Raw genomic sequence first — 15,024 nt, 5'->3', positions numbered from 1 at the left:
CCGCCGACGCCGTCGATCGAGGCTGGTACCACCGGCCGGGAGACGCCCGCCGGACCTCCTCGGAAGGCGGACACCATGTCGGTCCAGCTCCTCGTGAACATCCTCGTCGGCATCGCCCTGGTCGCGTTCCTCGGGTACCGCCAGGCGACCTGGCAGTACCTCGACCCGGCGCGCATCTGGCGCACGCCGCTCATCATGGCGATCGTCGGCGTGGTCGTCCTCGCCCAGACGAAGGCGACGATCACGACCACCGACGTCGTGTTCCTCGGGATCGAGGCGCTCATCACGATCGGGGTCGGCCTGACCATGGGCAGCATCACCCGATTCCGCACGGTCGGCACCCCGGACGCCAAGGGCCGCACGATCCAGTCCCGCACGGGCTTCGTCGGCGCTGGCCTCTGGTTCGTCCTCATCGCCGTCCGCATCGGTCTCGACGTCCTCGGCGGCCACCTCGGCGCGCACCTGCTCACGTCGACCGGCGCGATCCTGCTCGTCCTCGCACTGAACCGCGCCGCTCGCGCCGTCGTCATCGACGGCCGCATCCCCCGCGGCGACCGCCAGCCGCGCGGCATGATGGTCCGGTGACCCTGCTGACCGGCCAGGACGAGACCGACCTCCCCGGAGGCCGGTCCCGTTCGGGCGCCGCCTGGGGGCTCAACGCCCTCGGCATCGCGATCGTCGCGTTCTGGTTCGTGAAGAACGGCATCGCCCTGCAGCACCCCGCGTGGGTGTGGGTGCTCGGCGCGGTGGCGCTCGCCGCGTGGGCGCTCCGCGAGTTCGGTCGCACACCCCGGCTCCTCGTCGTCGCCGGGGTCCTGATGATCGCCGCGGGCACCCTGACGGTGGTGCCGACGGACTCGCTCATGATCGTCCCCGTGATCGTCGGGATCGTCCTGCTCGGCGCGAACCTCCGCGTCCCGGTCTGGGCGGCATCCGTCGCCGCACTCGCCGCGATCGTGGTCGTCGCGGTGTCCGCCTCGATCGAGCACGCCTCGGTCCAGTTCGTCCTCGGGACGAGCGGCGGCATGCTCCTGGGCGTCCTCATCGGCTTCAGCCGGCGGCAGTTCCGCATCGCGGCGGAACGGGCGCGCGAGGCCGAGCGGGACCAGCAGCGCGCCGAACTCCTCGCGGACCGGTCCCGCGCCGCCCGGGACATCCACGACGTGCTCGCGCACTCCCTCGGCGGCCTGGTGCTCCAGCTCGACGCGGTCGAGGCCCTGCTCGAGGCCGGCCGCGTCGACGACGCCACGAAGCGCGCCGCCGAGGCCCGCGCGCTCGCCGCGGACGGCCTGGCCGAGGCGCGACGTGCGGTGCACGCCCTGCGGGACGACGCCGAGACCGAGACCGAGACCGAGACCGAGACCGAGACCGACGCCGAGGCGGACGCGGGCCGGTCCGCGGTCCCGCACCGTGCCTCCCGTCCGACCACCGACCCCGCGACGGGCCTGGCGGCCCTCGTCGACGCGCACCGGTCGTTCGGCGGCGAGATCGTGACGCAGGGCGACACGGCGCTCACCGACCTCGATGCGGCCCACCGCGCCGCCGTGGTCCAGGTGGTCCGGGAGGCGCTCAGCAACGCCCGCAGGCACGCCCCCGGCCGTCCCGTGTCCCTGTCCGTCATCCGGGACGGCGACGCCGTGGACGTCGTGGTCGCGAACCCGCTGTCCGGCGGCGGCCACGGTCTGCTCGGGATGCGCGAACGCTTCGCGGAGCTCGGCAGCGGCGCCGCAGTCGAGGCGGACCGGTCGGACGACGAGTTCGTCGTGGCGATGCACCTGCCGGTCGACGAGCTGGCCGCCGAGGGGGACCGCCCGTGACCATCCGCGTCCTCGTCGTCGACGACCAGGCCATCGTGCGCGACGGGCTGGTGACGGTGCTCTCGCTCGTGGACGACCTCGAGGTCGTCGGCGAGGCGTCGGACGGCGCCGAGGCGGTCGACGCGGTCGAGCGGGAGTCCCCGGACGTCGTGCTCATGGACCTCCGGATGCCCGGCGTCGACGGCCCGACGGCGACGGCGCGCATCACCGAGGGGCACCCCGGGGTCGCCGTGCTCGTCCTCACCACGTTCGCCGACGACGAGTCGATCCTGACCGCGCTGCGGGCCGGCGCGCGCGGGTACCTGACCAAGGACGCCGGCCGTGGCGAGATCGCGACGGCGATCCGTGCGGTGGCGTCCGGGCAGTCGACGTTCGACGCCACCGTGGGCGCCCGGCTCGTCGCCCAGCTGGCCGGCGGCACCGTGCCCGCGCCCGTCGCGACGCCGGACCCGATCGAGTCGCTCCGTGCGCGCTTCCCGACGCTCACCCCGCGCGAGGCGGACGTGCTCGGGCGCATCGCCGAGGGTCGGTCGAACCCGCAGATCGCCGCCGAGCTCTTCCTCACCGTGCCCACCGTGAAGTCCTACGTGAACCAGGTGTTCACGAAGCTCGGCGTCCGCACCCGCGCGGAGGCCGTCGCCCTCGTCCTGCGCTGACCCGGGTCCGCGGTCCCGACCGGCCGGTCCACCCGGCGCAGGTGAATGCGTGCACATGCACCACCAGCGGACGCCAAGGGTCGTCGCCTACCGTTCACCGGGTCGTCACCTCGGTGCGTCGATCCGCGCAGTGCCCCACACCTCGCGCGCTTCCGCACCCCGTTCGTGACCGCGGCGCGACCGTCCGGCACCCCCACTGCCCCTCGTGTGCGCGCCGTCGGCGTGCGCCGGGCTCCCCGCTCTCCTGCGCGCCGCCCGTGGTCCGCCCGCCGTGACCATTGAACACATTGCGTGCGCTATGTAAAATATGAGCACGAACGGACCCGATCCCACGAGGAGTCGACCCGCATGACCGACACCATGAGCGTGCCCACGTACCGCCGCGCCACCGCGAGCCGTCCCGCGGTCGCCACCCGCGCCTCCCGTCCGTCCACCCACACCGAGCGCGAGCACGCGCCGACCTGGATGCGTGCGGTGGGTGCGGTCCTGCTGGTGGGCGGGCTCGGGCTGACCGCAGCGGTGCTCGGATGGCCGGGCGACGCTCCGGAGACGGCGCTGCTGGTGCCGGCGCTCGTCGGCGTCGCGGTCGGGTTCCTGCTCCTCGTCGCCCGCTCGGGGTGGACGGTGACGGACAGCCACGTCGTCCTGCACTTCCGGCCGCTGCCCGCGCGACGGATCGCCCGCGACCGGATCACCGACGTGCGACTCGTCGAGGCGGACGCGTCGACGTACGGCGGCATCGGGCTCCGGATCGGACGCGGCGTCCGCGCGCTCATCCTCACGCCGGGGCTCGGGATCGAGTTCACCGACGACCGCGGACGTGTCACGTTCGTGCGGACGCGGCAGCCCGAGGCGGCGTTCCGCGCCCTGCGCTGACGGGCGTTGCGCGTCCTGCGCTGGCGGGCGTGGCCGAGCTGCGGAGCAGGGAATACCCACGCTGTCCACCGGCTTATACACGGCACTGCCGAATTCGGTCAAGCCAGGACTGGACATCCGCGACGAGCCCGACCTATGATGGCAGTTCGCGCTCCCTGGCATCCGTGTCGTCATATTGCGGTCGACGCAGCGTTCTTCCAGAACGTGCCCTGGTGGTGCCGGTCCCGTATATGTCGGCGGGTCCCGTCCACCCAGATCATCGCACACGTGCACAGCTCACCGGCCGTCGCGTGATCGCGTGTCTTCGAGGGGTGCGCTGAAGCGTCAATCCACTCACCTACGTGCTGCTCGTCAGTACCGGCCCGACGGGGCCTACCGGAGGTCAAACCCTTGGCTGCTGCGCCCAACGCATCCACCAACCCCAAGAACGGTCGCAACCACTCGCGACTCTCGTTCGCCAAGATCACGGACACCCTCACGGTTCCTGATCTGCTCGCACTCCAGACGGAGAGCTTCGACTGGCTCGTCGGCAACGACGTCTGGAAGGCCCGCCTCGCCGAAGGCCAGGAGCAGGGTCGCACCGACCTCGCACTGCACTCCGGGCTCGAGGAGATCTTCGAGGAGATCTCCCCGATCGAGGACCTCGGCGAGACCATGCAGCTCGGCTTCACGTCGCCCGAGCTCGAGGACCCGAAGTACTCGATCGACGAGTGCAAGGAGCGTGGCAAGACCTACGCTGCCCCGCTCTACGTCAACGCCGAGTTCATGAACCACATGACCGGTGAGATCAAGACGCAGACCGTCTTCATGGGCGACTTCCCGCTCATGACCGAGCGCGGCACGTTCATCATCAACGGCACCGAGCGTGTCGTGGTCTCGCAGCTCGTCCGCTCGCCGGGCGTGTACTTCGAGCGTCAGCAGGAGAAGACCTCCGACAAGGACATCTACTCCGCCCGCGTGATCCCGTCGCGTGGTGCCTGGCTCGAGTTCGAGATCGACAAGCGCGACCAGGTGGGCGTGCGCATCGACCGCAAGCGCAAGCAGTCGGTCACCGTGTTCCTCAAGGCGCTCGGCATGACGAGCGAAGAGATCATGGACGAGTTCCAGGGCTTCGCCTCGATCGAGTCGACCCTCGAGAAGGACGCCATCCTCACCAAGGAAGAGGCGCTCAAGGACATCTACCGCAAGCTGCGTCCGGGCGAGCAGGTCGCCGCCGAGGCCGCGCGTGCGCTCCTCGACAACTTCTACTTCAACCCGAAGCGCTACGACCTCGCGAAGGTCGGCCGCTACAAGGTCAACCGCAAGCTCGGCATCGACGCGCCGCTCAGTGACTCGGTCCTGACCGTGCAGGACATCGTCCGCACGATCAAGTACCTGGTCTCGCTGCACGCCGAGAAGACCACGCTCGACGGTGTCCGTGACGGCGAGCCGGTGCAGCTGCGCCTCGACGTGGACGACATCGACCACTTCGGCAACCGTCGCATCCGCGCCGTCGGCGAGCTCATCCAGAACCAGGTCCGCACCGGTCTGTCCCGCATGGAGCGCGTCGTCCGCGAGCGCATGACCACGCAGGACATCGAGGCGATCACGCCGCAGACCCTGATCAACGTGCGCCCCGTCGTCGCCGCGATCAAGGAGTTCTTCGGGACGTCCCAGCTGTCGCAGTTCATGGACCAGAACAACCCGCTCGCGGGTCTGACGCACAAGCGTCGCCTCTCGGCCCTCGGCCCGGGTGGTCTGTCCCGTGAGCGTGCCGGCGTCGAGGTCCGTGACGTCCACCCGTCGCACTACGGCCGCATGTGCCCGATCGAGACCCCGGAAGGCCCGAACATCGGCCTGATCGGCTCGCTCGCGTCGTTCGGTCGGATCAACTCCTTCGGCTTCATCGAGACGCCGTACCGTCGCGTCGTGAACGGTCAGGTCACCACGACCATCGACTACCTCACGGCCTCGGAAGAGGACGACTTCGTCGTCGCGCAGGCGAACGCCCCGCTCACCGACTCCTTCCACTTCCAGGACGACAAGGTGCTCGTCCGGAAGAAGGGCGGCGAGGTCGAGCTCGTCGGCAAGGACGAGGTCGACTACATGGACGTCTCCCCGCGCCAGATGGTGTCGGTCGCGACGTCGCTCATCCCGTTCCTCGAGCACGACGACGCGAACCGCGCCCTCATGGGTGCGAACATGCAGCGTCAGGCTGTCCCGCTGCTCCGCTCCGAGTCGCCGCTCGTCGGCACCGGCATGGAGGGCTACACCGCCATCGACGCCGGCGACGTCGTCACCGCCGACAAGGCCGGTGTCGTCTCCGAGGTCTCGGCCGACGCCGTGACCCTGCAGCTCGACGAGGGCGGCACGCAGACCTACTACCTGCGCAAGTTCGACCGCTCGAACCAGGGCACGAGCTACAACCACCGTGTGGTCGTCTCGGCCGGTGAGCGTGTGGAGCAGGGCGAGGTCATCGCCGACGGCCCCGCGACGGAGAACGGCGAGCTCGCGCTCGGCAAGAACCTCCTCGTCGCGTTCATGCCGTGGGAGGGCTACAACTACGAGGACGCGATGATCCTGTCGCAGAACCTCGTGAAGGACGACACGCTCTCCTCGATCCACATCGAGGAGTACGAGGTCGACGCCCGCGACACGAAGCTCGGCAAGGAGGAGATCACCCGCGACCTCCCGAACGTCAGCCCGGACCTCCTGGCCGACCTCGACGAGCGCGGCATCATCCGCATCGGTGCCGAGGTCCGCCCCGGCGACATCCTGGTCGGCAAGGTCACGCCGAAGGGCGAGACCGAGCTCAGCGCCGAAGAGCGCCTCCTCCGCGCCATCTTCAACGAGAAGTCGCGCGAAGTCCGCGACACCTCGCTCAAGGTGCCCCACGGTGAAGAGGGCACGATCATCGGCGTCAAGGTGTTCGACTCGCAGGACGGCGACGACGAGCTCGGCTCGGGCGTCAACCAGCGCGTGGTCGTGTACATCGCCCAGAAGCGCAAGATCACCGCGGGTGACAAGCTCGCCGGTCGTCACGGCAACAAGGGCGTCATCTCGACCATCCTCCCGGTCGAGGACATGCCGTTCCTCGCCGACGGCACCCCCGTCGACATCGTGCTCAACCCGCTCGGCGTCCCCGGCCGCATGAACTTCGGCCAGGTCCTCGAGATCCACCTCGGGTGGCTCGCGAAGCAGGGCTGGAACGTCGAGGGCATCCAGGAGTGGGCTTCTGCCCTCCCCGAGGCCGCCCGCAGCGCGGAGCCCGGCACGAAGGTCGCCACCCCGGTGTTCGACGGTGCCTACGAGCGCGAGATCGAGGGCCTCCTCGACTCGACCCTCCCGAACCGCGACGGCGAGCGCCTGATCGGTTCGTCCGGCAAGGCGCAGCTCTTCGACGGCCGCTCCGGCGAGCCGTTCCCGGAGCCCGTGTCGGTCGGCTACATGTACATCCTCAAGCTGCACCACCTGGTCGACGACAAGATCCACGCCCGTTCGACCGGTCCGTACTCGATGATCACGCAGCAGCCGCTGGGTGGTAAGGCGCAGTTCGGTGGACAGCGCTTCGGCGAGATGGAGGTGTGGGCGCTCGAGGCGTACGGCGCCGCCTACGCCCTCCAGGAGCTCCTGACGATCAAGTCCGACGACATCCTCGGCCGCGTGAAGGTCTACGAGGCGATCGTCAAGGGCGAGAACATCCAGGAGCCGGGTATCCCGGAGTCGTTCAAGGTCCTCATGAAGGAGATGCAGTCGCTCTGCCTGAACGTCGAGGTCCTCTCGGCCGACGGCCAGGCGGTCAGCCTCCGCGACACGGACGACGAGGTCTTCCGTGCCGCTGAAGAGCTCGGCATCAACATCTCCTCGCGGTTCGAGTCGTCGTCCGTCGACGACATCTGATCCCGCCCGTACTCGTAACGAATCCAGCTAGAGAGAAGAACATTGCTCGAAGCAACTTCATTTGACGCACTGCGGATCGGTCTCGCCACGGCCGAGGACATCCGCCAGTGGTCGTACGGCGAGGTCAAGAAGCCGGAGACCATCAACTACCGCACCCTCAAGCCCGAGAAGGACGGTCTGTTCGGCGAGCAGATCTTCGGTCCGTCCCGCGACTGGGAGTGCGCCTGCGGCAAGTACAAGCGTGTCCGGTTCAAGGGCATCGTCTGCGAGCGCTGCGGCGTCGAGGTCACCAAGTCCTCGGTCCGCCGTGAGCGCATGGGCCACATCGAGCTCGCCGCGCCCGTCACGCACATCTGGTACTTCAAGGGCGTCCCGTCGCGCCTCGGTTACCTCCTCGACATGGCGCCGAAGGACCTCGAGAAGGTCATCTACTTCGCGGCGTACATGATCATCGACATCGATGAAGAGGGCCGTCACGCGGACATGCCGGGTCTCGAGAACGAGATGCGCCTCGAGATCAAGAACCTCGAGGGGCAGCGCGACTCGATCATCGCCGACCGCCTCAAGAAGCTCGAGGACGACCTCGCAGCGCTCGAGGAAGAGGGCGCCAAGGCCGACGTCAAGCGCCGCACCAAGGACACCGCCGAGAAGGAGATGTCCCAGGTCCGCAAGTCGTTCGACGAGGACATCACCCGCCTCGAGCGCGTGTGGGAGGACTTCCGCAACCTCAAGGTGGGCGACCTCAAGCCCGAGGACGCCGTCTTCCACGAGCTCCAGGACCGCTTCGGGATCTACTTCGACGCCTACATGGGCGCCGAGGCGATCAAGCTGCGGCTCGAGGCGTTCGACCTGGCCGCCGAGGCCGAGGCGCTGCGCCTGCAGATCGCCGAGGGCAAGGGCCAGAAGAAGATCCGCGCGATCAAGCGTCTGCGCGTCGTCAGCTCCTTCCTCGCCACCGGCAACTCGCCGGCCGCGATGGTGCTCGACGTCGTGCCGGTCATCCCGCCGGAGCTGCGCCCGATGGTGCAGCTCGACGGTGGCCGCTTCGCCACGAGTGACCTCAACGACCTCTACCGTCGTGTGATCAACCGCAACAACCGTCTCCGCCGCCTGCTCGACCTCGGTGCCCCCGAGATCATCGTGAACAACGAGAAGCGCATGCTGCAGGAAGCGGTCGACGCGCTGTTCGACAACGGTCGTCGTGGTCGTCCGGTCACGGGTACGGGCAACCGCGCCCTGAAGTCCCTGAGCGACATGCTCAAGGGCAAGCAGGGTCGTTTCCGCCAGAACCTGCTCGGCAAGCGCGTCGACTACTCGGGCCGTTCGGTCATCATCGTCGGCCCGCAGCTGAAGCTGCACCAGTGCGGTCTGCCCAAGCAGATGGCGCTCGAGCTCTTCAAGCCGTTCGTGATCAAGCGCCTGATCGACCTGTCGCACGCGCAGAACATCAAGTCGGCCAAGCGCATGGTCGAGCGTTCGCGTCCGCAGGTGTGGGACGTGCTCGAGGAGATCATCCGCGAGCGCCCCGTGCTGCTGAACCGTGCGCCGACGCTGCACCGTCTGGGCATCCAGGCGTTCGAGCCGCAGCTCGTCGAGGGCAAGGCCATCCAGCTCCACCCGCTCGTGTGTGCTGCGTTCAACGCGGACTTCGACGGTGACCAGATGGCCGTGCACCTGCCGCTGTCGGTCGAGGCCCAGGCCGAGGCCCGCATCCTGATGCTCGCCTCGAACAACATCCTGAAGCCGTCCGACGGCCGTCCGGTGACCCTGCCCGCACAGGACATGATCATCGGTCTGCACCACCTCACGACCGTCCGCGAGGGCGCCGTGGGTGAAGGCCGTGCGTTCTCCTCCGTCGCCGAGGCCATCCTCGCGAAGGACCAGGGCACGCTGCACCTCAACGCGCTCGTGAAGATCCGCATGGCGGACGTCCACTTCGCCGAGGGTGAAGCACCCGAGGGCTACGAGCAGGGCGACACCGTGCTGCTCGAGACGACCCTGGGCCGTGCGCTCTTCAACGAGACCCTCCCGGCGAACTACCCGTTCGTCCAGAAGGTCACCGACAAGGGCGTGCTCTCCGCGATCGTCAACGACCTCGCCGAGCGTTACTCCAAGACCGAGACGGCCGCCGCGCTGGACCGGATCAAGGACGCGGGCTTCTACTGGGGCACGCGCTCCGGTGTGACCGTGGCGCTCTCCGACGTCGTGACGCCTCCTCGCAAGAAGGAGATCATCGCGGGCTACGAGGTCCAGGCCGCCAAGGTGCAGGGCGAGTTCGACAAGGGTCTGATCACCGACGCCGAGCGTCGCGCCGACCTGATCAAGATCTGGACCGAAGCCACGAACGAGATCGCGCAGGAGATGCGCGACAACTTCCCGGTCGACAACACCATCAACCGCATGGTGTCGTCCGGTGCTCGTGGTAACTGGCTCCAGGTCCGCAACATCGCCGGTATGCGTGGTCTGGTGAACAACCCGAAGGGCGAGATCATCGCCCGCCCGATCATCAACTCGTACCGCGAGGGCCTGACCGTGGCGGAGTACTTCATCGCCACGCACGGTGCTCGCAAGGGTCTTGCCGACACCGCGCTCCGTACCGCGGACTCCGGGTACCTCACCCGTCGTCTCGTGGACGTCTCGCAGGACGTCATCATCCGCGAGGACGACTGCGGCACGACCCGGGGCCTCGAGCTCCCGATCGCGACCGTGGGCGCCGACGGCAAGCTCGTGCGCGACCCGCGCGTCGAGAACACCGTGTACTCCCGCACCCTGGCCACCCCGGCCGTGGACGCGAAGGGCACGGTCGTCGCCGAGGCCGGCGAGGACGTCGGTGACGTCCTCATCGACAAGCTGCTCGCGGCCGGTGTCGAGAGCATCAAGGTGCGCTCGGTCCTGACCTGCGAGTCGAGCGTCGGTGTCTGCGCGAAGTGCTACGGCCGTTCGCTCGCCACGGGCAACCTCGTCGACATCGGCGAGGCGGTCGGCATCATCGCCGCCCAGTCCATCGGTGAGCCCGGTACCCAGCTGACGATGCGTACCTTCCACACGGGTGGTTCGGCCTCGGCCGACGACATCACCCAGGGTCTGCCGCGTGTCACGGAGCTCTTCGAGGCGCGTACCCCCAAGGGTGCGTCCCCGATCGCCGAGGCCCCTGGCCGCGCCACGATCGAGGACACCGACAAGGGCCGTCGCATCATCCTCACGCCGGACAACGGTGACGAGCCGTTCATCTACCCGGTGCTGAAGCGTGCGACGCTCCTCATCGAGGACGGCCAGCACGTCGAGCTCGGCGAGCAGTTCATCGCCGGCACCGTCGACCCGAAGGAAGTCCTCCGCGTCAAGGGTGTCCGTGAGGTCCAGAAGCACCTCGTCAACGGTGTGCAGGACGTGTACGGCTCGCAGGGCGTGCCGATCCACGACAAGCACATCGAGGTCATCGTGCGCCAGATGCTCCGCAAGGTCACCGTCGTCGACCACGGCGACACCGACCTGCTCCCGGGCGAGCTCGTGGACCGTTCGCGGTACAACGAGCTCAACCGTGCGGCGCTGCAGGAGGGTCGCAAGACCGCTTCCGCTCGCCAGGAGGTCATGGGCATCACGAAGGCGTCCCTCGCGACCGAGTCGTGGCTGTCCGCCGCGTCCTTCCAGGAGACCACCCGCGTGCTCACGCAGGCGGCCATGGAGGGCAAGCAGGACCACCTCGTCGGCCTCAAGGAGAACGTCATCATCGGTAAGCTCATCCCCGCCGGGACGGGCCTCAGCCGGTACCGCGACGTGGACGTGAACGCGACGGAAGAAGCGAAGGCGGAGCGGTACCCGAACCGCATCTTCGCGGACGACTCGTCGTTCTCGGACGCCGACCTGAGCTTCGTCGACTTCGACAGCTTCTCGTCGGACGACTTCACGCCGGGTACCTACAACTGAGCCTGAGCTTCACCGGAACGGCCCCCGCATCCTCGGATGCGGGGGCCGTTCCCATTGGTACACCCCACTGCGCGTTCGCTGATATTGTGACATGAAAGACGCGTCACGTCAGCCCGTTCGCTCGCGACGCTCTCCGTCGTCCTCGGCTGCGCCTCCGTCATCGCGGTCCTGGTCCACGGGCCCGCGCTGCTCTTCGGTGCGATGTCGCTGGGTTCCGCGACGACCGCGGGGACGATCCACGAGAAGAGTCGGCTCGCGCCCGCGGTGTTCCTGGTCGACCTCGTGCTGGTCGTCGTCGCTGCGGTGCTGTTCTTCGTGTCCGAGGGGTGACCGTGCTCGATCCGGTGGGCGTTCCGAAGTGGTGTGGTCCGGAGCCGACCGCGATCGTGGGTCCTGAACGCGGTCGTGCTCGCGCAACGCCGCTGACGGACTGGAGGCGCGGTGCAGGCCCGCACCGCGCCTCCAGTCCGTCAGGCGGTGGCGTGACGGCTCAGACCGCGCGGTCCGCCCCGTTGTCGCGTCCGGAGCCCCGGCCGGTCTCGTCGACCAGGGAGAACAGGCTCAGGACGTTGCCGTCGGGATCGCGGACGTCGAACCAGTCGACGGCTCCGTCGACGCACTCGACCGGGCCGATGTCGATCCCGAGTGCGCCGATGCGTGCGTGCTGGGCGGCGACGTCGTCGACGCCGAAGCGGACGCTCACGGGGTTCTCCTCGGCGTCGGCGTCCTCGTAGAGCTGGATCCAGATGCCGCCGACCTCGTACTCGGCGATGCCCTCGTCGGGCTCGAGGTCCGGTTCGGCACGTTCGAACACGGCGCCGTACCAGAGGCAGGACGCCTCGATGTCGGTGACGGGCAGCCCCACGGTCACGCTCGTGATGTCCATGACTCATCATGTCCCGGAGCAGGGCTGCGCGTCGAGCACTTTCCGCTGCCGCGCCCGTGACCGATGGCAGGCTGGTCCGATGGCAACGCTGCGCGAACGGATCACCGCCCCGGCCCACCTCGAGCTCCCGGTCCCGATCGCCGGGCTGACCTTCCAGGCGGCGAACCGCGACGACCTGGAGGCCGTGCACGCGCTCGCCGTGGCGGCTGCCGCGGTCGACGACCCACACGCTCGTCCCTCCACAGCGAGCCTGGAGCGGACGTTCTCCACCGAAGGGCTCGACATCGCTCGGGACACCCTCGTCGGCGTCGATGCTGAGGGGCATGTGCAGGCGTACGGCATCGTCATCGACGTCCCCTCCCGCGTCACCGCCGCTCGCGTGGTGCTCGAGGGGGCGGTCCACCCCGCACTGCGCGGCCGGGGCATCGGCCGTCGTGTGCTCGCGTGGCTCATCGGGCGCGCGCGGCAGCGACTCGCCGCGCTCGACCTCGACCTGCCGGCGACGATCGAGGTCGGCGCCGCGCAGGGGACCGGTCCGCTACGTCTGGCGGCCCACTTCGAGTTCGAGCCGGTCCGGCACTGGGTGGACATGCAGGCGGTGCTCGACGAGCGCACCGGGCCCGCGATCCCGCAGTTGCCGGACGGGTACAGCGTGCGTGCGACGACGTCCGACGACATCGAGCCGCTGCGGATCGCGAAGAACGACGCCTTCCGCGACCACTGGGGATCGCAACCGATGGTCGAGTCCGACTGGCGCGGGTTCCTCACCGCGGCGACGGCCCGGCTCGACCTCGGCCGGGTCGTCGTCGACCCCGCGGGCCGGATCGTGGCGTTCGCACTCGTCGAGGTGGATCCGGACGGCTTCGCCGCTCGCGGCCGGTCGTTCGGGTACGTGCACTGGGTCGGTGTCGTGCGGGCGGCACGAGGGACGGGACTCGCGCCGATCGTCCTCGACGCCGCGCTGCAGGGGATGCGTGCCGTGGGGCTGTCCGCCGCGGTCCTGCACGTCGACGCCGAGAACCCGACCGGCGCCGGACGCATCTACGAGCGGCTCGGGTTCGTCCCGGGGCCGGTGCACGTCACCGCGTCGACGACCCTCTGACGGGGGTCGTCGCGGCCCTCGGCGCGCACGCCGTCGGCGGTGTCGATACCCGCGGGTACCCCTGCACTGGGGCCACCGAACACCCCCTCGCCCCCTCGTTGTGGGACTGCGGTGGCCGTTCCGTGCGGACGTAGCGTGGTCGGGCGTCGAACCCCTGCGGCGCTCGTCCCCACGAACCGCGCGCGACCCGAAGGAGGCTCCGCAGCTCATGGCCACGCTGTCCGAGATCCTCATCCTCAACGGAGCCCTGCCGATCGAGCACCTCGACTCGATGACCGGCGACGAGGAGATCGACGACCGTTCGATCCGCTCGCTCGTCGACCAGGGCCTCGTCAGCGAGGCGCAGTACATCACCGCGCGCGCTGCGTCGAACAACTCCAAGACCGTCCCGCTGACGGACTACCCGGTCGACGGCACCGCGGTGTCGATGCTCCCGGCGGCCCTGTGCCGTCGGCACGGCGTGCTCGGCGTCGGGTTCGAGGGCGACGTCCTCGTCCTCGCGATGGTGAACCCGACGAACGTGCTGGCGATCGACGACGCCCGGACCGCCTCCGGCCGCCCCGTGAAGCCGCTGCAGGTCGACGAGCGTGACCTCGCCGCAGCACTCGACCGCTACCTGCGTGCCGACGACGAGCTGAACGACCTGACCTCCTCGCTCGAGGAAGAGGCATCGGCGCAGACCCAGCAGCAGGTCGACCTCACCGACGGCGCGCTCGACGACGTCCCGATCGTCCGGTTCGTCAACCTGCTCGTGTCCCAGGCCATCCAGGACCACGCGTCCGACATCCACATCGAGCCCGGCGAGCACGAGGTCCGGGTGCGCTACCGCATCGACGGCGTGCTCCACGAGATGGCCCCGGCGCCGAAGAACATCCAGAACGGCGTCATCAGCCGGCTCAAGATCATGAGTGACATCGACATCGCCGAGCGTCGGAAGCCGCAGGACGGCCGCATGTCGGTACGCCACGGTGGCCGGCAGATCGACCTCCGCGTCGCGACGCTCCCCACCGTGTGGGGCGAGAAGGTCGTCATGCGGATCCTCGACAACACGAACACGTCGATGTCCCTCAAGGACCTCAACCTGCTCGAGCAGAACTTCCAGGCGTACCAGCGCTCCTACTCGAAGCCGTACGGCATGATCCTCGTCACCGGTCCCACCGGGTCCGGCAAGTCGACGACGCTCTACACGACCCTCAACGCGGTCGCTCGTCCCGAGATCAACGTCATCACCGTCGAGGACCCGGTCGAGTACCGGATGGCCGGCATCAACCAGGTGCAGGTGAACCCGAAGGCCGGACTCACGTTCGCGTCGGCCCTGCGGTCGATCCTCCGGTCCGACCCCGACGTCGTGCTCCTCGGCGAGATCCGCGACCACGAGACCGCGCAGATCGCGATCGAGGCCTCGCTCACCGGCCACCTCGTGCTGTCCACGCTGCACACGAACGACGCCCCGTCGGCAGTGACGCGACTGACGGAGATGGACATCGAGCCGTTCCTCGTCGGGTCCGCACTCGACTCCGTGGTCGCCCAGCGTCTGGCACGACGGCTCTGCGACCGCTGCAAGGCCCCGGCGCAGTACACGCCGGCGCAGCTCGTGGCGCTCGGCTTCGTGGGCACCGAGGACACCGCCGTGCCGGAGTTCTTCGGCCCGGTCGGCTGCGCCGTCTGCTCGAACACCGGGTACCGCGGCCGCATCGCCCTGCACGAGGTCATGACCGTGACCGAGGAGATCGAGCGCCTCGCCGTCTCGCGTGCCTCGAGCGCCGAGATCGGCCGCGTCGCCCAGCAGCAGGGCATGCTCACCCTCCGCCAGGACGGGTGGGAGAAGGTCAAGCTCGGCATGACGAGCATCGACGAGATCCTGCGCGTGGTCGCGTAGGCGTG

The 15,024-nt window shown here is 69.1% G+C and carries 10 protein-coding genes; 9 read left to right on the top strand and 1 reads right to left on the bottom strand.

What is annotated here, in order from left to right; genetic code table 11:
- Nucleotides 1–75: 75 nt before the first annotated feature.
- From WFH25_RS08100 to WFH25_RS08070, 7 genes are all read left to right on the top strand, one after another.
- Entirely contained in the window at nt 76–585 is a 510-nt protein-coding gene (locus tag WFH25_RS08100) for a hypothetical protein (RefSeq protein ID WP_336697339.1), read from the top strand.
- The gene (locus WFH25_RS08095; protein WP_336697338.1) at nt 582–1,817 is read left to right on the top strand and encodes a sensor histidine kinase; all 1,236 of its coding nucleotides are present in this window, start codon (nt 582–584) and stop codon (nt 1,815–1,817) included. The genes WFH25_RS08100 and WFH25_RS08095 overlap by 4 nt, the downstream gene beginning before the upstream one ends.
- Entirely contained in the window at nt 1,814–2,473 is a 660-nt protein-coding gene (locus WFH25_RS08090; protein WP_336697337.1) for a response regulator transcription factor, read from the top strand. The genes WFH25_RS08095 and WFH25_RS08090 overlap by 4 nt, the downstream gene beginning before the upstream one ends.
- Nucleotides 2,474–2,821: 348 nt before the next feature.
- Nucleotides 2,822–3,349, top strand: coding sequence for a hypothetical protein (locus tag WFH25_RS08085; RefSeq protein ID WP_229085556.1), 528 nt, complete (start codon nt 2,822–2,824; stop codon nt 3,347–3,349).
- Between the two features lie 390 nt (nt 3,350–3,739).
- Nucleotides 3,740–7,228 carry a DNA-directed RNA polymerase subunit beta gene (gene rpoB / locus WFH25_RS08080; RefSeq protein ID WP_070417662.1) on the top strand — a complete coding sequence of 1,163 codons (3,489 nt, stop codon included), beginning with the start codon at nt 3,740–3,742 and terminating at the stop codon, nt 7,226–7,228.
- Nucleotides 7,229–7,270: 42 nt separating this feature from the next.
- A complete protein-coding gene (gene rpoC, locus WFH25_RS08075; RefSeq protein WP_070417663.1) occupies nt 7,271–11,152 on the top strand; it encodes a DNA-directed RNA polymerase subunit beta' in 3,882 nt (1,293 codons plus the stop codon).
- 201 nt (nt 11,153–11,353) lie between these two features.
- Nucleotides 11,354–11,482, top strand: a complete 129-nt coding sequence (locus WFH25_RS08070) for a hypothetical protein (protein WP_336697336.1) — start codon at nt 11,354–11,356, stop codon at nt 11,480–11,482.
- Between the two features lie 160 nt (nt 11,483–11,642).
- On the opposite strand, the gene WFH25_RS08065 is transcribed toward WFH25_RS08070, so the two are convergent.
- Nucleotides 11,643–12,038, bottom strand: a complete 396-nt coding sequence (locus WFH25_RS08065; protein ID WP_071295200.1) for a VOC family protein — start codon at nt 12,036–12,038, stop codon at nt 11,643–11,645.
- Between the two features lie 79 nt (nt 12,039–12,117).
- Here WFH25_RS08065 and WFH25_RS08060 point away from each other — a divergent pair, with 79 nt between their 5' ends.
- Nucleotides 12,118–13,140, top strand: coding sequence for a GNAT family N-acetyltransferase (locus WFH25_RS08060; protein ID WP_336697335.1), 1,023 nt, complete (start codon nt 12,118–12,120; stop codon nt 13,138–13,140).
- 208 nt (nt 13,141–13,348) lie between these two features.
- Complete coding sequence (locus tag WFH25_RS08055; protein ID WP_071295202.1) at nt 13,349–15,019, top strand: GspE/PulE family protein; 1,671 nt, start codon at nt 13,349–13,351, stop codon at nt 15,017–15,019.
- Nucleotides 15,020–15,024 lie beyond the last annotated feature (5 nt).

Origin of the sequence: Curtobacterium sp. USHLN213 (assembly GCF_037144815.1) — a bacterium.
Lineage (GTDB): Bacteria > Actinomycetota > Actinomycetes > Actinomycetales > Microbacteriaceae > Curtobacterium.
Note: the sequence above shows the minus strand (reverse complement) of the source record. Positions and strands in the feature narration are given on the sequence as shown.